General features: G+C 44.1%; 19 protein-coding genes. All 19 read left to right on the top strand.

All coding sequences use genetic code 11. The features are described 5' to 3' along the window. Positions 1-11: 11 nt before the first annotated feature. The 19 genes from mutS to dltC all read left to right on the top strand — a co-directional run bounded on the left by mutS (position 12) and on the right by dltC (position 22,058). Positions 12-2,639, top strand: coding sequence for a DNA mismatch repair protein MutS (gene mutS, locus ABUE36_RS09560; protein ID WP_421016657.1), 2,628 nt, complete (start codon positions 12-14; stop codon positions 2,637-2,639). Between the two features lie 53 nt (positions 2,640-2,692). After that, positions 2,693-4,756, top strand: a complete 2,064-nt coding sequence (gene mutL / locus ABUE36_RS09555) for a DNA mismatch repair endonuclease MutL (RefSeq protein WP_421016656.1) — start codon at positions 2,693-2,695, stop codon at positions 4,754-4,756. 88 nt (positions 4,757-4,844) lie between these two features. Next, on the top strand, positions 4,845-5,447 hold the full coding sequence (ruvA, locus tag ABUE36_RS09550; RefSeq protein ID WP_161000865.1) for a Holliday junction branch migration protein RuvA: 603 nt from the start codon (positions 4,845-4,847) through the stop codon (positions 5,445-5,447). A gap of 66 nt (positions 5,448-5,513) precedes the next feature. Beyond that, a complete protein-coding gene (gene ruvB, locus ABUE36_RS09545) occupies positions 5,514-6,521 on the top strand; it encodes a Holliday junction branch migration DNA helicase RuvB (RefSeq protein WP_017261190.1) in 1,008 nt (335 codons plus the stop codon). Positions 6,522-6,596: 75 nt separating this feature from the next. Further along, positions 6,597-7,061: a preprotein translocase subunit YajC gene (gene yajC, locus ABUE36_RS09540; RefSeq protein ID WP_238331018.1), complete on the top strand. Its 465-nt coding sequence runs from the start codon at positions 6,597-6,599 to the stop codon at positions 7,059-7,061. A gap of 151 nt (positions 7,062-7,212) precedes the next feature. Next, entirely contained in the window at positions 7,213-8,352 is a 1,140-nt protein-coding gene (gene dinB / locus ABUE36_RS09535; RefSeq protein WP_161000867.1) for a DNA polymerase IV, read from the top strand. Positions 8,353-8,431: 79 nt separating this feature from the next. Beyond that, positions 8,432-9,373 carry a DHH family phosphoesterase gene (locus tag ABUE36_RS09530; RefSeq protein ID WP_161000868.1) on the top strand — a complete coding sequence of 314 codons (942 nt, stop codon included), beginning with the start codon at positions 8,432-8,434 and terminating at the stop codon, positions 9,371-9,373. Between the two features lie 44 nt (positions 9,374-9,417). After that, on the top strand, positions 9,418-10,794 hold the full coding sequence (locus ABUE36_RS09525) for a DEAD/DEAH box helicase (protein ID WP_161000869.1): 1,377 nt from the start codon (positions 9,418-9,420) through the stop codon (positions 10,792-10,794). 333 nt (positions 10,795-11,127) lie between these two features. Continuing rightward, a complete protein-coding gene (gene alaS / locus ABUE36_RS09520) occupies positions 11,128-13,773 on the top strand; it encodes an alanine--tRNA ligase (protein ID WP_421016655.1) in 2,646 nt (881 codons plus the stop codon). A gap of 303 nt (positions 13,774-14,076) precedes the next feature. Continuing rightward, on the top strand, positions 14,077-14,343 hold the full coding sequence (locus ABUE36_RS09515; protein ID WP_161000870.1) for an IreB family regulatory phosphoprotein: 267 nt from the start codon (positions 14,077-14,079) through the stop codon (positions 14,341-14,343). Continuing rightward, entirely contained in the window at positions 14,340-14,774 is a 435-nt protein-coding gene (gene ruvX / locus ABUE36_RS09510) for a Holliday junction resolvase RuvX (RefSeq protein ID WP_421016654.1), read from the top strand. The genes ABUE36_RS09515 and ruvX overlap by 4 nt, the downstream gene beginning before the upstream one ends. Before the next feature lie 81 nt (positions 14,775-14,855). Next, positions 14,856-15,173 carry a DUF1292 domain-containing protein gene (locus ABUE36_RS09505; RefSeq protein WP_017261181.1) on the top strand — a complete coding sequence of 106 codons (318 nt, stop codon included), beginning with the start codon at positions 14,856-14,858 and terminating at the stop codon, positions 15,171-15,173. Between the two features lie 108 nt (positions 15,174-15,281). Beyond that, positions 15,282-15,809: a CvpA family protein gene (locus ABUE36_RS09500; RefSeq protein WP_421016653.1), complete on the top strand. Its 528-nt coding sequence runs from the start codon at positions 15,282-15,284 to the stop codon at positions 15,807-15,809. A gap of 21 nt (positions 15,810-15,830) precedes the next feature. After that, on the top strand, positions 15,831-18,200 hold the full coding sequence (locus tag ABUE36_RS09495) for an endonuclease MutS2 (protein WP_161000906.1): 2,370 nt from the start codon (positions 15,831-15,833) through the stop codon (positions 18,198-18,200). A gap of 134 nt (positions 18,201-18,334) precedes the next feature. Continuing rightward, entirely contained in the window at positions 18,335-18,652 is a 318-nt protein-coding gene (gene trxA / locus ABUE36_RS09490; protein ID WP_161000873.1) for a thioredoxin, read from the top strand. A 203-nt stretch (positions 18,653-18,855) separates the two neighbouring features. Continuing rightward, positions 18,856-19,002, top strand: a complete 147-nt coding sequence (locus ABUE36_RS09485; RefSeq protein WP_421016652.1) for a teichoic acid D-Ala incorporation-associated protein DltX — start codon at positions 18,856-18,858, stop codon at positions 19,000-19,002. A 21-nt stretch (positions 19,003-19,023) separates the two neighbouring features. Beyond that, positions 19,024-20,553, top strand: a complete 1,530-nt coding sequence (gene dltA / locus ABUE36_RS09480; protein WP_161000874.1) for a D-alanine--poly(phosphoribitol) ligase subunit DltA — start codon at positions 19,024-19,026, stop codon at positions 20,551-20,553. Further along, on the top strand, positions 20,550-21,758 hold the full coding sequence (gene dltB / locus ABUE36_RS09475; protein ID WP_161000875.1) for a D-alanyl-lipoteichoic acid biosynthesis protein DltB: 1,209 nt from the start codon (positions 20,550-20,552) through the stop codon (positions 21,756-21,758). The genes dltA and dltB overlap by 4 nt, the downstream gene beginning before the upstream one ends. Before the next feature lie 63 nt (positions 21,759-21,821). Beyond that, positions 21,822-22,058 carry a D-alanine--poly(phosphoribitol) ligase subunit DltC gene (gene dltC, locus ABUE36_RS09470; protein ID WP_017261174.1) on the top strand — a complete coding sequence of 79 codons (237 nt, stop codon included), beginning with the start codon at positions 21,822-21,824 and terminating at the stop codon, positions 22,056-22,058. Positions 22,059-22,060 lie beyond the last annotated feature (2 nt).

Genomic DNA, 22,060 nt, shown 5'->3' with positions numbered 1-22,060 from the left:
GTTTACGTTACATGGCAAAAAAGTCAGCACAAGAGAGTATGGAAACACCAATGATGAAGCAGTATCAGTCCATCAAGGATCAGTATCCTGATGCCTTTTTGTTTTATCGAATTGGTGATTTTTACGAACTATTTAATGATGATGCAGTTAAGGGTGCCCAATTGCTCGAATTGACATTAACCGCGCGTAACCATAATTCAGCCGATCCAATCCCAATGTGTGGTGTGCCACATCACGCCGTTCAAAATTATATTGATATTCTGGTAGACCACGGATATAAAGTTGCCATTTGTGAACAAATGGAAGACCCAGCCCTTGCAAAGGGCATGGTAAAGCGACAAGTTATTCAGTTGATTACACCAGGAACGCGCATGGAAACCGGTGTTAGTGGCGCGAAGGAAAATAATTATTTGGCAGGTTTTACCAAACAAGACGATCATTTTGGCTTTGCATATGCAGATGTTTCTACGGGTGAACTGCGCACCGCTAATCTATCGACATTTGATACAGTCATGAATGAAGTCATGTCTGTCGAGGCCAAAGAAGTAGTTGTTGACGACACTGTACCTGCTGAGCTGACCGATCAGTTTAAGCCGCTTGGTATTTTGGTCTCACATCAAACGGAGATCACAACTGGGGCAGAATTAAGTTTTGTAACACAAGACCTGGATGACGGTGTTGAAACGGCTGCGGTGTCCATGCTGTTGAGCTATATGGAAGGTACCGAGAAGCGGAGTCTGTCTCATTTGCAGCGCGCAATTGCATATGAACCGTCCTACTATCTTAAAATGGATCATTATGCCAAACGAAATTTGGAATTGGCAACTAATATTCGTACTGGCAAAAAATCCGGCACACTTTTATGGTTGCTAGATGAAACTAAGACAGCGATGGGTGGTCGGTTATTAAAGCAGTGGTTAGATCGACCACTGTTGTCACTGGATGAAATCAAAGCACGTCAAGACAAAGTGGATGAGTTGCTTCAACATTATTTTGAACGCTCAAATCTACAGGATGAACTGGTCAAGGTTTACGATTTAGAGCGGTTGGCTGGTCGAGTGGCGTTTGGAAGTGTGAATGGTCGAGATTTGATTCAATTGAAGACCTCATTGCAACAGGTGCCAAAAATCAAATATGTTTTAGAAGAGTTGGATCAAAACGTGTTTGGTGACATGTTGACCGGATTAGACCCTGTTGATGATGTTGCTGAGTTGATTGATCGCGCTATCAACGACGATTCCCCAATATCAGTGACTGATGGCGGTGTCATCAAAGATGGTTATGATGATCAGCTTGATGAGTATCGGGATGCAATGAAAAATGGTAAACAGTGGATTGCCGAGCTTGAAGCCAAGGAACGGCAAGCTACTGGGATCAGTACCCTTAAAATTGGTTATAACCGGGTATTTGGGTACTATATTGAAGTTACCAAGGCAAACCTTAGCAAGTTGCCAGATGATCGTTATGAGCGTAAGCAAACACTGACTAACGCGGAACGGTTTTCGACGCCAGAATTGAAGGAGAAGGAAACGTTGATTCTGGAGGCTCAGGAAAAGTCGACTGCCTTGGAGTATCAACTCTTTACCAAGGTTCGGGAGGTTGTGAAGGCTGCCATTGGCCGTTTGCAACGACTGGCTAAAGCATTGGCCAGCCTAGATGTATTGCAGAGTTTTGCTGTCGTTTCAGAAAACTATCGCTTTGTCCGCCCTGAATTGAATAACGGACATGATTTAGAAATTGAAGATGGTCGTCATCCTGTTGTTGAAAAAGTACTCGGAAAACAGGAATATGTGCCTAATGATGTCCGAATGGCCGACGATACAACAGTGCTGCTTATTACTGGACCAAACATGTCTGGGAAAAGTACCTATATGCGTCAACTGGCGTTAACCGTCGTGATGGCCCAAATGGGTTGCTTTGTGCCCGCTAAATCCGCTAGTATGCCGGTGTTTGACCAAATTTTCACCAGAATTGGTGCAGCAGATGATTTAATTTCCGGTAATTCAACGTTCATGGTTGAAATGCAGGAGGCTAACGATGCGTTGATGCACGCGACTGCTAATAGTTTAATCTTATTTGACGAAATCGGCCGAGGCACTGCGACCTATGATGGAATGGCATTAGCCCAAGCAATTATCGAGTATGTTCATGATCACGTTCATGCTAAAACCCTGTTCAGTACGCACTACCATGAATTAACAGCACTAGACGAATCTTTGCATGCGTTGAAAAACATTCACGTTGGCGCGGTCGAAGAGAACGGTCAACTGGTATTTCTTCATCAAATTCAACCGGGACCAGCTGACAAGTCTTACGGGATTCATGTGGCCAAACTAGCGGGGATGCCGGATGGATTGTTGTCTAGGGCTAGCACAATTTTGCAAGAGCTTGAGGCTAATGCGGGTGAAACACCAACGCCTGTGAATGTGGATGAACCTTTATCAGAGCCAGCACCGGAACCTGCGTCAAAACGAAAGCAGACGGCAACAAGCAAACAGTTGGCGCTGTTTGAAACACCGACGATGGATCCGAAGGTTGCAGACATTATCAAGGATTTAAAACAGATGAATTTAATGGGCATGACACCGATGGATGTTATGAACAAGTTTTATGATATTCAACAAAAACTACAGTCATAATTTGACCATTATTCAAAATGAAGCGGTGAAGGTTAACAAGAGGATTAAACAGTATGGCAAAAATTCATGAATTACCCACTGTCCTCGCAGATCAAATTGCTGCTGGGGAAGTGGTTGAACGACCGGCATCAGTGGTGAAAGAGCTTGTTGAAAATGCCGTTGATGCGCATGCTAAAACGATTGATGTGCTGGTTGAAGAAGCGGGACTGAAATCGATTCAAGTAGTTGATGACGGGGTTGGCATTGCGGATGAAGATGTCGAAATGGCCTTTTCACGGCATGCAACCAGCAAAATAACCTCGCGCGAAGATTTGTTTCGTGTTCATTCATTGGGATTTCGTGGTGAAGCGTTACCTAGTATCGCATCGGTTGCCGATGTTTGGCTAAAAACGGCGACGGGTAAGGGTGCGGGAAGTGAAGTGCACATCAAAGGCGGCGAAATCCTGACACATACGGCCGCGCAGTCACGACAAGGAACTGAAGTAACCGTCAGCAATTTATTTTTTAATACGCCGGCGCGCTTAAAATATTTAAAATCACCGCAAACTGAACTAGCCAACATTGTGGATATTGTGGACAGACTTGCACTGGGGCACCCAGATGTCGCCTTTAGCTTAAGTCACAATGGACGCGAACTATTGCGGACAGCAGGACGTGGGGATAGTCAGCAGGTTGTTGCAGGAATCTACGGTGTCCAAACGGCCCGCAAAATGGTGGCGATAGAAAATGAGGACGCTGATTTCAAACTGACTGGTTATGTATCGCTGCCTGAATTGACGCGTGCTTCACGTAACTACATTTCGATTCTGATTAATGGACGTTACATTAAAAATTACCAACTGACGAAGGCTCTTATTAAGGGTTATGGTTCCAAACTGATGGTAGGCCGTTATCCTATCGCCGTCCTTAATTTAACGATGGATCCGTTCTTAGTTGACGTTAACGTTCATCCAACTAAGCAGGAAGTTAGGCTAAGTAAAGAGCCTGAACTCGCGGATTTAATCGACAAGGCGGTTTATAACCGGATTGCGCAGGAAAACTTAATTCCTGACGCTTATCAAAATTTACGTGGCGAACCAAGTCTGGATTCAAATGCTTTGGCACAGCGACTAAGCGAAGCATCGACCACCAGGAATGCAGATGTGAATGTTCATTACGCGCGGCCACAACAGTTGGCAGGACGGCAAACGCAACCGGTAGAATCATCTTCAGCAGTTGTGGATTCAGGTTCAGAAACAGATGCTGGAACGACGGCCAGGGATGATGGTAACGTTGGTACAACGTTGCCAAATGCCTTACCAATACAAACATTGGCGCCTGTTGTGGTGCATCATGTGGACGACATGGCAGACGCTTCAGTTGCGGCTTTCGATGCGCGCTATGCTCATGATGACACGACACCATTCGGCGATGAAGAAGCACCACAAGTACCAGTGCCAAATGAGGAAACGGAAATGTTACCAGATCAATCAACCGGTAATGATGGCCAACGTCGTTTTCCAGAATTAACTTACATTGGCCAAATGCACGGCACTTTTCTGTTTGCTCAAGCTGAAGATGGTCTTTACCTCATTGATCAGCATGCAGCTCAGGAGCGAATCAAGTATGAATACTACCGTGTTAAAATTGGTGAAGTTAGTCGAGATTTGCAAAAACTGTTGGTACCGATCGTTTTGGACTATCCGACTAGTGATGTCTTAAAGATTAATGACGCTAAGGATAAGCTCGAACAACTGGGATTGTTTTTGGAACCGTTTGGCAACAACAGTTTTATTGTGCGTCAGCATCCAACCTGGTTTGAAGAAGGTCAAGAAGAGTCAACGATTCGTGAAATGATTGACTGGGTGCTGACTGATCACGATTTAACGGTTGCCAAATTCCGTGTGAAAACGGCGATTATGATGAGTTGTAAACGGTCAATTAAGGCCAATCATCATTTGGATGAACGGCAGGCCCGAGCGTTATTACACGATTTGGCTCAGACACAAAATCCGTTTAATTGCCCACATGGGCGGCCTGTCGTGGTTCATTTTACTAACGCTGATATGGAAAAAATGTTTAAGCGAATCCAGGATTCTCACGAATCGTGGGCAGAATTTGATGAGCATGAATTTTAGCGTGTGGTTTGACTTGGGATGGATTTGAGTAATGACGTGCTCTCGTTCAGACAGTTTAAAGTTGGCCGATGCAAACGGAGGAAAATGAATGTTTGAGTATTTAATTGGTCTCGTGACGGTGGTGACGCCGGCCTATGTTGTTCTAGAAGTAAACGGGGTCGGCTATTTGTTACAAACAGCGAACCCGTACCGGTTTCAAGAGGATCCTAAAAAGAATGTTAAAATCTACGTTTACCAAGCTGTTCGCGATACTGACATTAACTTGTTTGGGTTTGTCGACAGTGAAGAAAAGCAGTTATTCCTTAAATTGCTTAATGTATCAGGTATCGGTCCCAAGAGTGCACTGGCCATTTTGGCAAACGAAGATCATGGCGGCCTGATCAGTGCAATTACAAATAATGATGTTAAGTATCTGACGAAGTTTCCTGGTATTGGTAAAAAGACGGCACAACAAATTGTTTTGGATTTACAGGGGAAATTAGGCGATATTGGAATCGTTACGTCAGCTACGGAGGTCGAAACAGGACCTACTGTTAATTCATCAGCTCTTCGTGATGCGTTGGCGGCGCTTAGCGCATTAGGCTACAGCGGTGCGGATGTTAAACGGGTGGCGAAAAAGTTAGATGATAATCAAACAACAAGTACGGATGCCTATTTAAGTCAAGCCCTACGTTTGTTAACTCAAGCGTAGTATGATTTAAAGAGTGATGCCGAAGCCCGGGTAGAAACCGGGCAATAAACTAGAAGGGGGACTGTTATGGACGACGAGTTAATGTCAAACGAGCCTGTGGACGATCAGGAAGAGTCTTTAGAGCGTTCTTTACGACCCGCAACGTTGGCGCAGTATATTGGTCAAGATACTGTCAAACATCAGTTAGAGGTCTATATTCAGGCTGCTAGTGCCCGTGAAGAATCATTAGACCACGTGCTCCTCTATGGACCACCAGGTTTAGGGAAAACAACGCTTGCCATGGTGATTGCTAATGAAATGCACGTAAATATCAAAACCACTAGTGGTCCAGCAATTGAAAAGCCGGGTGACGTAATTGCCCTGTTAAACGAACTTCAGCCCGGCGATATTTTGTTCATCGATGAAATTCATCGTTTGCCAAAAATTGTCGAAGAAATGTTGTATTCCGCAATGGAAGACTTTTTCGTTGATATTGTTGTCGGCCAGGGTCCCACAGCTCATCCAGTGCATTTTCCGCTGCCTCCATTTACTTTGATTGGGGCGACTACGCGAGCAGGTCTACTGTCAGCACCTTTGCGTGATCGATTCGGGATTGTGGAACATATGAACTATTATTCGACTGCTGACTTGGAAGAAATTACGTTGCGATCTGCCGATATCCTTGCGACTCAAATCGTTAAGGAGGGGGCTCATGAAATTGCCCGTCGTTCTCGTGGCACCCCCCGAATTGCTAACCGGCTATTAAAACGGGTGCGCGATTTTGCTGAGGTTAGTGATCATGATGCCGTTGATGCTGAAATCGTGGATCACGCACTGAAAGTCTTAGGCGTGGATGATCTCGGCTTAGACGAAGTGGATTTAAAATTGCTTCGAACCATGATTAAATATTATGATGGCGGACCGGTTGGCTTGACCACATTGGCTGCAAACATCGGTGAAGAATCGGATACGATTGCCGAAGTTTATGAGCCATACCTGCTACAAATTGGCATGATCAAACGAACACCACGGGGTCGAACCGTGACTTCGGCAGCTTACCAACATTTAAAAATTCCCGAACCAAAAGGGGACTAATTTGCTGGATTCGTTTGGCAAGCGTCGGAAAGTCTGTTACAGTACTCTACAGAATAAATGAATGAGGTGGATAAATTGGTAAGCTCTTTAACAACGACTTTAGTCGGTGCGGCTGCTCAAGGAAGTAACTTATGGAGTTCAGTACTTCTAATTGTTTTGTTTGTCGCAATCTTTTACTTTTTCATCATGCGTCCTAATCGTAAGCAACAGGATCAACGTAAGGAAATGATGAGTGGTCTTCACGTGGGCGATCGCGTGGTTACCATCGGCGGTATGCACGGTGTGATTGATTCACTCGACAGTGCTAACAAGACGGTTACAATTGATGCAGACGGAATTTACCTTGTGTTTGACCTGCAGGCCATTCATCACGTAGAAACGCCTAAATCAACAAGCACCGCTAAAGTTACTGACGCGGCTACAAGTAGTGTAACTGCTTCAACAAGTGAAGCCACGAGTGCAACTAGCGAAGCTACTAGTAGCGTTGCACAAAGCGCTGACAGTGTTGCCAGCGAAGCAACTGGAAAAGATAGCGAATAATTGTTTTGCATAAACTGCAGAATAAGACAGGTCACACGGAGTTACCGTGCTGGCCTTTTTTATTCTGGCAAATCGAACGTACGTTTGCTAAAATGGACATACAGTTAATTCAAGTTGAAATCAGTCTAGGTGAAAAGGGGGGGCGAAATCGGTGGCCAATACGTTGTTAAAAATTCCGCTCACAGTTAATGCGGAACGGAAAATCATCCATGTGGATATGGACGCTTTTTATGCGTCAATTGAAGAACGTGATCATCCTGAATTTCGTCATCAAGCACTGATTGTCGCACGCAATCCACGAGAAACGGGCGGTCACGGTGTTGTGACAACGGCCAATTACGTTGCTCGAAAACTGGGTGTACATTCAGCAATGAGCGCGCAGGAAGCGCAGAAACTGGCACCCAAGGCAATCTTTAAAACACCAGATTTCACGAAGTATCGTGATGTTTCGGCAACGATTCACCAAATTTTTCACGAATATACAGATCATATTGAACCGATTGCATTCGACGAGGCCTATTTGGATGTTACTAATAACAAACAAGAGATTGATTCTGCAGTGACTCTAGCACATCAGCTACAGGCCGAGATTTGGGAAAAGGTTCATTTAACTTGTTCAACCGGCATCTCCTACAATAAATTTCTTGCTAAATTGGCATCTGATTTTGCTAAACCAGTCGGTGTGACAGTCGTCTTACCCGGCGATGCAGAAGCGTTTCTTGCACCGCTGCCCATTGAAAAATTTCGTGGTGTTGGCAAGAAAACGGTGCCTAAGATGCATGATTTGGGAATTTTGACCGGAGCTGATTTGCTGAAATGGTCGGAGGCAGATCTGATGCAAAACTTTGGCAAATTAGGGTACAGTCTCTATCGTCATGTGCGTGGTAGTGATGACCGCCCAGTCGAATGGCAACGAGCGCGCAAGTCAATTGGTCGCGAAGAAACGTATGATGCACCGTTGGATAACGAGGCAGATGTCGAAACTCAATTACAATTGCTTGCTACAGATTTGGTCAGTCATCTAAATAAGCAACAGCGTCATGGGAAAACGATTGTTTTAAAGGTTCGTGACGCTGATTTTAATACGATAACAAAGCGTCAAACGCAGGCTGAATATTTTGAAAATGACGCCACGGTGCTTTATGAATCGGCCCGTGAAATTTTCGATGTCACGGCCGACTTGAGTAAGGGGATTCGGTTGTTGGGCATTACCATGACCAACTTAGATCCGTTAACTTTTGAAAACTTAAGTTTGCCACTATATTCATTGAATTCTGATCGGGCATTTTAAATTGATTGAGTCTGCTTTGTGTTTGATGGCTTTTTTCGCTATACTTGCAGATACGAGATAAGTGGAGGTCCAATAAAAGATGGACGTGCAAAAGGCAATTTTTGATGACATTAAACGTAAACAGACAATCATTATTCACCGCCATCAGCGACCAGATCCAGATGCTGTTGGCTCACAGGTCGGTCTAGCTAAAATTCTGCAACAGGCTTTTCCAGAAAAGAAAATCTTTGCGGTTGGTAAGCAGATTCCGGGATTAGCTTGGTTAGCAGAAATGGATGAAGTAGAGAATGCTCAGTTCGATTCTGCGCTCATTTTAGTGTTGGATACCGCCAACGAACCTCGAGTGGATGATCAGCGATGGCGCCGCGGTCAGGAAGTTATCAAAATAGATCACCATCCTGATGATGATCCGTTTGGCGATTTGAGCTGGGTGGAAGAGGATGCATCAAGTACGTCTGAAATGATTGTCGATTTTGCTAATCGTTTTGACCTGAAGGTTTCTAAGGAGGCAGCGAGGGTCCTTTACGCGGGGATTGTGGGCGATACTGGCCGATTTTTGTACTCGGATACGCGGCCTCATACCATGACAGTAACGGCACAGTTGATGGAGACTGGTATTGATGCGGTTGCCGTTAATCAGATGGAAGATGAAATGTCCTTGCCAGTGGCCCGGTTGACCGCGTATTTGTATGAGCACCTCACGATTTCTGCATCGGGTGCCGCGCATGTTATTCTGGGCGCAGACACGATTAAATCGTTTAATTTAGGTGATGCGGGAACTGCTAGTCTTGTTCCCATGGCCGGCAAGATTGACAGTGTCAAGACATGGGCTATTTTTGAAGAACAAGATGATCACAGTTATCGGGTCCGTTTACGATCCAAGGGGCCTGTTATTAGTGGCTTGGCTCGTGAACACAATGGCGGTGGACATCCGCTGGCAAGCGGTGCCAAAGCTAAGGATCTTGATGAAGTTAAACTGATGATTACTAAGCTTGAAGCACTGACAGCCAAAGATAAGTAAACGCTAATGTGAGTCGTGATGATTCACGCGTTAAAGGAGAAACAATGACGGAAACATTTAAGGATTTACAGTTGCGACCGGAATTATTGGAAGCACTGCAGGAAATTAATTTTGTTAAGCCAACGCCGGTACAGGCTAAGCTTATTCCTGTGATTTTAGGTGGTCGATCTGTAGTTGGTCAGTCACAAACAGGAAGCGGGAAGACTCACGCATTCTTGCTGCCAATTTTTGATCAATTAAAGATAGACGTTGATGAAGTACAGGCGATTATTGCGACGCCATCACGTGAACTGGCTAGCCAGATTTATGAGGATGCAAAGCAATTGGCTGGTCATTTCAAGGATCAGATTAGAATTGCCAATTATGTTGGTGGTACTGATCGTTCACGTCAAGAACGCCAATTAGATAAGCATCAGCCACAAGTGGTTATTGGAACGCCCGGTCGTTTACGCGATTTCATGGAAGAACACGAACTAGATTTGCATACGGCTCGTCAATTTGTAATTGATGAAGCAGATATGACGTTAGACATGGGCTTTTTAAAGGACGTGGATAAAATAGCTGGTGCGTTGCCAAAGAATCTTCAAATGATGGTTTTTTCTGCGACAATTCCACAGAAATTGCAGCCATTTTTGAAAAAGTATTTGACGAACCCTGTGGTAGAAGAAATTCCTGTAACTTCAATTATCAGCCCAACAATTGATAACTGGTTGATTTCGACTAAGGGTAAACAAAAGGATGAATTAATCTACGAATTACTGACGATGGGGGAACCCTACTTAGTGTTGGTATTTTGTAATACAAAACAACGAACGGCTGAACTTACTGCTTACCTTAAGGGACGTGGGTTAAAGGTTGCCATGATTTCCGGTGACGTACAGGCGCGTGAGCGTAAACGGGTCATGAAGCAAGTTCAAAACTTAGATTACCAATATGTTGTTGCAACTGATTTAGCGGCCCGTGGAATTGACATTAAAGGGGTATCACACGTTATTAACGATGATATTCCGCATGATCTTGATTTCTTTATTCACCGAGTGGGTCGTACAGGTCGAAACGGAATGCCCGGCATTGCAATTACGCTGTACAAGCCTGGTGAAGAAAACGAAATTGCTGAGATTGAAAAACTTGGTGTGAAGTTTGCCCCGAAGGATGTTCGTCATGGTGAAGTCGTTGATTCATACGACCGGAACCGTCGTTTCCAGCGAACGGCTACTCATGAAAAACTTGATCCGACCTTAGTGGGGATGGTCAAGAAAAAGAAAAAGAAGATTAAGCCTGGTTATAAACATCAGATTAAGACGGCCATTAAGCGGAAAGCTCAGGCGGACAAGCGGATTGAAATGCGTGAATCGGCTCGTAGCCAGCGTCGTCAAAATCGGCGTCAAGGTGAATCCCAACGATCAAATAGAAGTCACTAGTTCTGAAAGCAACTGTGGTGTAGCATGTTAATTTTCTGAAAACAAATTGACATGCTAAGCGTGAATGCTATACTAAAAAACAGTCAAGGATATGCAGCATGAACTTACTTTTAAGCGACGCTCTGGCCGGTGAAAAGGGCGAGGTAAGCGTGACTGTGCTCCCTTGAATAAAATTTGATAAACACTTGTTTTAAAACAAACACGCGACTCAGCGTTATGAGTGAGTGGTTAACGACAACATCGTTGCAAGCAAAGTGGTACCGCGGCCCTTGGCCGTCTTTGCAAGCGGCAGTGTTGTTTTTTGTTTCTGTCACAGGTGATGAAAGGAAAGTCATGAAAGAATTAACAAGTAGCCAAGTTCGGCAAATGTACCTTGATTTTTTTGAACAGCACGGTCATAAAATTATGCCTAGTGCTTCACTAGTTCCTGTGGATGATCCAACTTTGTTATGGATCAACTCTGGTGTTGCAACGATGAAGAAATATTTTGATGGATCCGTTGTGCCTGATAATCCACGGATGACGAGTTCACAAAAGAGTATTCGGACTAATGATATTGAAAACGTTGGTCGGACGGCGCGTCATCACACGTTGTTTGAGATGCTGGGAAACTTTTCCGTGGGCGACTACTTCAAACATGACGCTGTTCACTGGGCTTGGGAACTATTAACCAGCGAACAATGGTTTGATTTCAATCCAGAAAAACTGTACATCACAGTTTATCCAAAGGATACTGACGCTAAGGTAGAGTGGCTTGATGCCGGTGTTAAAGAAGACCATATTGTGGAGGCAGAGGATAATTTCTGGGATATTGGTCAAGGTCCTTCAGGTCCTGACTCAGAAATCTTCTATGATCGTGGTCAAGAGATGAACAATGTTGCCGAGGATGATCCAGAAAATTATCCCGGTGGTGAAAATGAACGTTACCTAGAGATTTGGAACATTGTGTTCTCACAGTTTAACCACACACCGGAAGGTACTTACGAACCATTGCCGCATAAAAACATTGATACGGGGATGGGATTGGAACGGGTTGTTTCTGTGTTCCAACATGCCCGGACCAACTTTGAAACGGATTTGTTTTTACCAATCATTCGGGCGACAGAACAGCTTTCTGATGGTAAAAAGTATGAGTCTAACAAGACTGACGACGTTTCCTTCAAAATTATTGCTGACCACGCTCGGGCAGTTACGTTTGCTATCGGTGACGGCGCATTACCATCAAATGAAGGCCGTGGCTATGTCATTCGTCGATTGATTCGTCGGGCCATTTTGAATGGTAAAAAGTTAGGTATTAACGAAGCCTTTCTATACAAGCTTGTGCCAGTTGTTGGCGAAATTATGAAGAGTCATTACCCAGCTGTTCTGGAACAAGCTGATTATATTGCCGGCGTCATTCATTCTGAGGAAGATCGGTTCAATGTGACCTTGGACACTGGTTTATCGTTGTTGAATGATACGATTGCTGCAACCAAGGCTGCTGGAAAAACGCAGTTAGACGGGGCAGAAGCCTTTAAGTTATTTGATACTTACGGTTTCCCCGTTGAATTGACCACCGAATATGCAGGCGATGAAGGCTTAGGCGTTGATCAAGAAGGCTTTAAGAGCGAAATGGAAAAGCAGCGTGCCCGGGCTCGTAATGCGCGTTCATCAGCTAAATCAATGGGTGTTCAGCGTGCCTTGTTAACGGATATTAAGTCAGTTAGCAAGTACGTGGGCTATAACCAGTTAACGGTTGAAAATGCTAAGTTGCTTGATATTATTGTTGATGAAAAATTAGTCGATCAGGCCGATGAAAATGCTGACAGTGCCGAAGTTATCTTTGATATGACACCGTTCTATGCCGAAATGGGTGGTCAGGTTGCCGATACTGGCAGTATTGTTGATGAGGCTGGACATCAAGTAGCTAAAGTTACGGATGTTCAACATGCACCAAACGGTCAGAACTTGCATACAGTGAAGGTGACTGGCAAGCTGGTTAAAGGCGCAACTTATACGTTAACGGTAGATGCTGCACGACACAGCAAGATCGAAAAAAATCATACGGCTACCCACTTGTTAGACCAGTCACTGCGTAACGTACTGGGAACGCATACTGCTCAGGCAGGTTCATTGGTTGAACCGCATTACTTGAGGTTTGATTTTACACACTTTGGTCAAGTTACCAGTGAAGATCTGCATAAGGTTGAACAGATGGTTAATGACCAAATCTTTGCTGAAATCCCTGTAAAAACTGTGGAAACCGACATCGAAACGGCCAAGAAGATGGGCGCTATTGCCATGTTCTCTGAAAAGTATGGCAAACGGGTGCGGGTTGTTTCTGTTGGTGACTTCAACACAGAATTCTGTGGTGGCGACCATGTTTCAAATACAAACGAGCTGGGCTTATTCAAGATTGTGTCAGAAACTGGTGTTGGTGCAGGTGTGCGCCGGATCGAGGCTGTCACAGCTGGAGATGCCTTTAAGTTCTTAAACGATGAAGAAAACTTGTTGAGCCAAACTGCTGCATTGGTTAAGGCACCACAACTAAAGGAAGTGCCACATCGTGTTGAAGCACTTCAGGGTGAAGTCAAACAACTTGAAAGCGATCAGCGCGCATTGCAAGCTAAGATGGCTGCCCAACAAGCTGCTAGTGCATTTGACAATATTGAAACTGTCAACGGAACAACCCTAATTGCTCAGCAGGTTAGCGTTGCTGGCATGGGTCAATTACGGCAACTAGCCGATGATTGGAAACAAAAGTTACCTTCAGATGTGCTTGTATTGGCAACTGCCAGTGAAGGTAAAGCCAGCTTGTTAGTGGCAATGGCACCGGATCAGGTTAAGGTCGGTCGCAAAGCGGGTGATCTTATCAAGGCGATTGCGCCAGCGATTAATGGTGGTGGCGGTGGCCGTCCTGACATGGCTCAGGCCGGTGGCAAGAACCCAGATGGTATTAGCGAAGCTTTGGCTCAGGCCAAGACTTGGTTGGAAAAATAATAAATTAAAGTATTGGCTCACTCAAAGTTACTTGTGTAATTAAGCGTAACTAATGGTGTTATTGATCATAATGTGTTTATTGAAAACGGAAATTAACGGTGAAATCATCGTTAGTTTCTGTTTTTGTTTCAGTTTGGGGCTGTTTATTTGACAATACGGTTACAATGGGCTGGATAATTGTTATTTGGCTAATGTTTCAGTAGAATAGTTATTAATCGGAGTGTGTAGATTTTAAGGCTCACGGTAATGGTCTGTAACTGCACGCGGAAGTCCGTTGGGTTGATTGACCATGGAGGGATACAGATGAGTACGACAGATAAAACCATGTTCTTTGATTTTAATAATCAGCAACAAAAAGACGTGCATGATACGTTAACAACGGTGTATGCTGCACTTGAAGAAAAGGGCTATAACCCGATCAATCAGATTGTCGGATACTTGTTATCGGGGGATCCAGCATACATTCCGCGTTTGAATGATGCTCGCAATTTGATTCGGAAGCATGAGCGCGACGAAATTATTGAAGAACTAGTACGTTCATATTTAAAGGCGGATAACAACAATAAATGAAATTAATGGGATTAGATGTTGGTTCACGCACCGTGGGTGTTGCAGTCAGTGACGCTTTTGGTTGGACCGCGCAAGGTGTTGAAATTGTCCGCATCAATGAAGATGAGGGTGAATTCGGTTTAGATCGAATTGAAGCGTTGGTCAAGACTCATGGGACACAGGGCTTTGTGCTGGGATTACCGAAAAATATGAACAACACGCTTGGACCACGTGTGGCGGCGTCGCAGCATTATGGTGAGTTACTCACTGAGCGTTTTCACCAACCGGTTGACTTTGTCGATGAACGGTTGACAACGGTTGAGGCAGAACGAATGCTCGTTGAACAAGCAGATACCTCACGTAAAAAGCGTAAACAAGTAATCGATAAGTTAGCTGCTGCTCTAATTTTGCAGAATTATTTAGACGGTCATGGTAAACTGACACAGGCATGATTGTCGGATGTCTAAGGTGACAATCAGTCGTTTAATTTTGTAAAAATTCTTCATATCGCAATAAAGAAAGTAGGAACCAAAATGGCAGAAACAAAACACAGTGGTGCAGAAGACAACGACGAACAACAAATTACATTAGTTGACGATAATGGCAATGAGACACTTTACAATGTTTTATTTACGTTTAAGTCAGACGATTATGGCAAATCATACATTTTACTTTATCCAGCCAGCGCGGCAGATGATGAAGAAGTGGACATTCAGGCATATGCATTTGATCCTGAGGAAGATGGTTCTACAGAAGGCGAACTATCACCGATTGAGAATGACGACGAATGGGACATGGTTGAGGAAATGTTAAATACTTTCCTCGATGATGACTCAAACATGTCGAATTAACTTGTAACTGACTTGTGTTTAATGACGGCGCTGTATTCCTATTCATGAGGAGTGCAGCGCTGCTTGCGTTAACTGACTTAAATCTAGAAATAGGTGGAGCGTAACAGTATGGTGTTATCGTTAATTGTTATATTATTACTGCTTATCGCGTTGGGCAGAGGGTATCGGCGTGGTTTTGTCGTTGAAGTTGCCACGACAGTTGGCTATGTGTTTGTCATTATCATTGTCAAACTATTAACGCCAACAGTGGCGGGTTGGCTGGCCCATTTGTTGCCGATGAATCATCAACCAACCGCTAATGATCAGCTATTGAATAGCCAGGTAAATCATTTTTGGTCCGCCGGTTTGGCCTTTTGGCTATTGATGATTGTTGGTTTGCTTCTTCTTCGCTGGTTAACGCGATCGTTAAAATTATTTACCAATATCCCGGTGATTCACGGTATCAACGCCCTGAGTGGTGCGTTGATTGCCGGGTTACTGATGTATGTATTAATCTTTTTTGGTCTCGCAATTGCTTCTGTCTGGCCGGCAGTATGGATACATGATCAATTATTACATTCACCAGTAAGTCACTGGATTTTGCACCAAACACCACTGCTGTCAGAAAAGATCTTTCAATGGTGGCTGACTCGGTAGAAAAGGACTGAATATAAATTGATGAATAAACGTGGGCTCACAACCCTCGAATTTGATAAAGTAAAAGAAAAAATGACCGGTATGTTAAGCTCGCCGATTGGTCATAGAGAGCTTGCTGAATTACAGCCGGCAACGGATCCCAGTATCATTCAGCGACGTTTGGACGAAACAAAGGATGCCACGGACATTCTTAGGCTTAAAGGCGGTATTCCGTTGCCAGAACTGGCTGATTTGACCCCGCACATGAAACGATTGGCCATTGACGCGGCCCTAAACGGAACTGAATTAGCTGCAGTTGGTCGTGTTTTGCAAACTGCAATGAGCGTCAGAACTTTCTTCAGTCAATTGGCGGAGGACGGAACTGAGCTGCGACAACTCAATGAGACGGCCAAACAAATTGTTGCATTGCCTGACCTAACGCGTCAGTTAAACACTGCGATTGAGCCAGATGGTCGGGTTAGTGATGCTGCAAGTGAGGAACTGGCCGCAATTCGTCGCCGCATTAAGAGCACCGAAGACCTAATTCGGTCTCGTATGCAAAATTACGTTCGTGGCAAGCAGGCCCGGTATTTGAGTGAGCCAATTATCACGATGCGTAATGATCGTTACGTTGTTCCGGTCAAAACAGAGTATCGCGGACGTTTGGGCGGTGTCGTTCATGATGAAAGTCAATCCGGTCAAACCTTATATATTGAACCAGAAGATGTGGTGGACTTAAACAATCGTTTGCGACAGAGCCAGGTTCAGGAACGTAATGAAGAGGCCCGTATTTTACAAGAATTATCGGCCGTGCTAACACCACACCGTGAAGATATCTTGGCAAATGCGGATGTGTTGGGACATCTAGATTTTGTAAATGCTAAGGCCCGTTATGCGCATCAATTAAATGCGACAGAGCCACAATTGAGCATAGATGGACACATTAACTTAAGGCAAGCACGGCATCCATTATTAGATCCTGAAACAGCCGTACCTAATGACATCACACTTGGCGACGATTACGATGCGATCATTATCACCGGACCTAATACAGGTGGTAAAACGATTACTTTGAAAACATTGGGACTAAGCCAATTAATGGCGCAATCCGGCCTATTTATTCCGGCATTTGAGGGAAGTCATGTCGCTGTGTTTGACAATGTTTTTGCTGATATTGGTGACGAGCAGTCCATTGAACAGTCGCTAAGTACGTTTAGCTCGCATATGGACAATTTGATTCAGATACTAAATCAAGCAACGTCAAACAGTTTAGTGTTGGTAGACGAAATCGGCGCCGGGACGGATCCTAAAGAAGGCGCCGCGCTAGCGATTGCTATCCTAGATGCATTTGGAACGATTGGCGCGGACGTGGTGGCCACTACCCACTATCCTGAATTAAAGGCTTATGGCTATGATCGGCCACGGACAACGAATGCTAGCATGGAGTTTGACGCGGAGACATTACAGCCAACTTATCGGTTACTATTAGGCATTCCAGGACGTTCAAATGCATTGGAAATTTCGCAGCGATTAGGATTGCGTTCAGATATTATCGCGGCGGCGCGTGAGTTGACGAGTCAAGATAGCCAAGATTTGAATGCGATGATTGGGGATCTTGTTGCCCAACGTAAACAAGCTACGGATGAGGCAGCTGCGTTGGCTGAACAATTAGCTGACGCGACAAAGTTACAGACCGAGTTGACTGCTCAATTTGATCGATTCACGGAGCAAAAAACGCATCAGCTGGATGTGGCAAAACAAGAAGCAAATCACATTGTGGCAGATGCCAAGAAACAGTCCGACAAGATCATTCATCACCTGCGTCAAATGGAAGTGAAGCAGGGAGCTGGCGTTCGCGAGAACGAGCTCATTGACGCCCAAGGAAAGCTTAATGCGTTGAGACAAGATCCGTCACTGGCTAACAATAAAGTATTGGCACGTGCGAGAAAAAAGCATACGTTCCATCCTGGGGATGCTGTGGTAGTCAAATCTTATGGCCAACATGGGACGATCAATCGTCAATTGAGTGCGCATGAATGGGAAGTTCAAATGGGTGCGCTTAAGATGAAAGTAGACGATTCAGATCTTGAAAAGTCTAATGAACCAACCGCCAATGAAAAGGAACAACGTGCCAGCCGTACAGCAGTTCATAGTAATATCGGTGCACGCGCGCAGGCACAATTAGACTTGCGGGGTCACCGTTACGATGCCGCAATGAGTGAAGTGGATCGCTTTATCGATTCAGCGTTGTTGGCTAATCTTGGTGAGGTGACGATTGTCCATGGTAAAGGAACTGGTGCACTGCGCCAAGGAGTAACAGAGTATTTGCGGTCTAATCCGCGGGTCAAAAGCTTTGGTTTTGCACCAGCAAACGCCGGTGGTGATGGCGCAACCGTTGTCAAACTTGGTTAGTGAAGACAACTAAAGGCGTATTGACTGCGTGAAGTGGTCAGTTTGTAGAGATAAGCAAAAGAATTGCGTGTTCCCCAAAAAAGAGTACACTGTGTTTACGTACAAAAAGTTAGTGAACGGGAGGCTGAATGTTTATGGCAGTTAATGTAACAACAGACAAAACCTATGAGGCAGACACTAATAAAGGTGTTGCGGTAACCGATTTCTGGGCAACTTGGTGTGGACCATGTAAAATGCAATCACCAGTTGTGGAACAATTAGCAGACGAGATGGGTGATAAAGTTTCGTTTACAAAGATGGATGTGGATGAAAATCCTGACACACCATCAAAATTTGGAATCATGGGGATTCCAACGTTAATCGTCAAGAAAGACGGCAATGTTGTGGACACACTCGTGGGTTACCACACAAAGGAACAAATTCAAAAGACGCTAGCACAGTACATGGCGTAGATTCTCGCGTAATGTTCGCAAATTGAGAATTTAGTGAGACTCCGACCACATCGTTATGTGGTTAGGGTCTTTTTTTGTGTTTTCTGGTATGCTAGTCGATGTACCAAAATAGAGCCAGTCTAGTTTAAGACTTTTTTTAACAATGAATGGGGTCAAAATCGTTATACTGGAGATATTGGTACAAAGTGGAGGACAGAGAAAATATGGCAAAGTTTAAAATATGGCTGAATCAGCCATGGATCACATTTGTCTTACGGACTGCTTTTTATTTCGTGATTTTGTTATTGTTGATCTACTTATACAGTTACTCTGGCTTGAATCAGAGTAAGTTCATCTATAACGAATTCTAGAACGTGGGATGGAGGGAAATTATGATTGATAATATGATTACCACGATCGATAACTGGGCAGCAACGACCCCTGATGCCATTGTTTACAATGACATGGGGGAGACGCATACATATGCACAATTAAAACGTGCATCAGACGCCATTGCTGCCTATTTGGACGGACTCAATCTACCTGCTAAATCACCGATTATCGTTTTCGGTGGTCAACAGTTTGCAATGATTGCCAGTTTTTTGGGCGCCGTTAAGGCTGGGCATGCGTACATTCCGGTGGATAAACATTCACCTAATGATCGGTTAACGATGATTGAGGATATTGCGCATCCAGCTGCAGTGATTGCTGTTGATGCATTGCCAGTGGATGTTGGCGAACAACCTGTACTGACAGGTGATACGTTAAGTGACTTGCTCAGTGCACAAACTACAACTTACCAGTTGGCTCATCCTGTGGATGGTGATGACAATTACTACATTATCTTCACGTCAGGAACAACGGGAAAGCCCAAGGGTGTGCAAATCAGTCACACCAATTTGCTCAGTTATACAAACTGGATGCTTAGCGACGATTTTAAGCTGGCTCAAAATCCAGTAACGTTGGCACAGCCGCCATATTCGTTTGATTTATCCGTTATGGATTGGGCACCAACACTGGCTCTGGGTGGTACTTTAATGGCACTGCCAAAACAGGTGACGGATAATTTCAAACAGTTGTTTGAAACATTGCCGACAATGAACTTGAATGTGTTTGTCTCGACGCCATCGTTTGCTGACATTTGTCTGTTAGAACCGACATTTGACGAACAGCATTTGCCAGATTTGAGTCACTTTCTGTTTTGTGGTGAAGAGCTGACTGTTTCTACTGCGAAAAATTTACGGGCGCGCTTTCCGCATGCGCACATTTTCAACACTTATGGGCCAACTGAAACGACAGTTGCCGTTACTGGCGTTGAAATAACCGATGCGCTGATCGAAAAAGGGCGTTTGCCAATTGGCACGGTTAAGTCTGACACCCAGATTCGCATCGTCGATGATGAAAACAAGACATTGCCTGCTGGTACGAACGGCGAAATCATTATTAGTGGACCAAGTGTTTCTAAGGGTTATCTTAATAACCCAGAAAAAACTGAAAAAGCATTCTTTACAGAAGATGGTCGCTCAGCCTATCATTCTGGTGATCTTGGCTTTCTTGATGAAGACGGCATGTTGCATTACTTAGGTCGCATAGACTTTCAAATCAAATTACATGGCTACCGAATCGAACTGGAAGAGGTTAATCATTATCTTGACGCCAATAAGTGGATCAAACAGGCTGTGGCAGTGCCAAAGTATGATAACAACCACAAAGTGAGTCAAATGTGGGCGTACATTGTCCCGAATTCAAAGGACGACTTTAAGAACGATCTTCAACGAACAACGGCGATTAAACAGGAACTGAAAGATGTCATGATGGATTATATGGTTCCTAACCGTTTTGTGTACAAGGACAGCCTGCCATTGACAGCAAACGGGAAGGTCGACATTAAATCGATTATTGCCGAGGTGAACCCTGCATGATTAATTTAGAGCCATATGGGAATCCCCAATACTTTGTTTATCTGCTGATTGGGTTAATCCCGCTAATGATCGGTTTGTACCATGGTCATCGCTGGCGTTGGTACCAAAGTGCCGTGTCGCTTGTTTTTATCTTTTTGATGTTTGATAGTCAGAAGTGGCAACAAGGTGTGGCACTGATTGGCTTCGTGATTTGGGAGTGGCTCATGGTCGGCGGTTATATGGCCTATCGTAAAAAAGCCAATAATCGGTGGATCTTTTACGGCGCATTTTTATTGAGTATTGTGCCATTGCTGTTTGTTAAAATTACGCCCGCCATCAATCCTGGACATACTTCTTTATTTGGATTTTTGGGGATTAGCTATTTAACCTTTAGGTCAGTTGGGATGATCATGGAAATGCGGGATGGCATTATTAAAGAATTCCATCCGATGCTGTTTCTTGAGTTCTTACTGTTTATGCCAACCATTTCGTCGGGACCAATTGATCGGTACAGACGTTGGCTTGATGATTATCAAAAAGTTCCCGATCGTGAAAAATATGTTGGCATGATTGAAAAGGCCGTGCATTACATTTTCTTGGGCTTTATGTATAAGTTTTTATTAGCCTATTTATTTGGTACCATGCTTGTACCAAAGCTGGAAATGTTAACGTTGCGCTACGGTGGAACAGGCTTCTCATGGCCATTAGTTGGGGTAATGTACGCATGGTCAATGTATTTGTTCTTTGATTTTGCCGGATATTCATTATTCGCTGTTGCCATCTCATATTTGATGGGCATCGAAACACCGATGAACTTTAACCGGCCATTCAAGTCTCATAACTTGAAGGATTTCTGGAATCGTTGGCACATGACGCTATCATTCTGGTTTCGTGATTTTGTCTTCATGCGATTAGTTTTTGCCATGATGAAAAACAAGATTTTTAAGAGCCGGGTAACGGTCAGCAATGTTGCCTATATTTTTAACATGTTAATCATGGGGTTCTGGCATGGGGTAACTTGGTATTACATTGCTTATGGGTTACTACATGGTGTCGGACTAGTCGTCAACGATTGGTGGCTACGCTTTAAGAAGAAGCATCGTGAGAGTATTCCGCACAATAAACTGACGGAAGCATTTGCGATTTTTCTGACGTTCAACTTCGTTTGTTTTAGTTTCTTGCTCTTCTCTGGATTCTTGAGCAAACTTTGGTTCGGTCATTATTAAACCAAGTGATTTAATTTAGTAACACGTTGTTATTGCTAGCTAATTACAGGAGGAAAACTAATTATGGATGTTAAAGAAACGGTTATTTCAATTTTGAACGACTTAACAGGGAACGATGTTTCGGAAGATATGGACACAAACTTATTTGATTCTGGTTTGATGGATTCAATGGGTTCAGTTCAGTTGTTACTCGAATTACAAAGTCAGTTAGGTGTTAACGTACCTGTATCTGAATTTGTTCGTAGCGAATGGGACACACCTAACAAAATTGTGACTAAGGTGGAAGGACTTGTAGACTAATC

The sequence above is a fragment of the Furfurilactobacillus cerevisiae genome, from assembly GCF_048961765.1.
In the GTDB taxonomy this organism is placed as follows: domain Bacteria; phylum Bacillota; class Bacilli; order Lactobacillales; family Lactobacillaceae; genus Furfurilactobacillus; species Furfurilactobacillus milii_A.
Note: the sequence above shows the minus strand (reverse complement) of the source record. Positions and strands in the feature narration are given on the sequence as shown.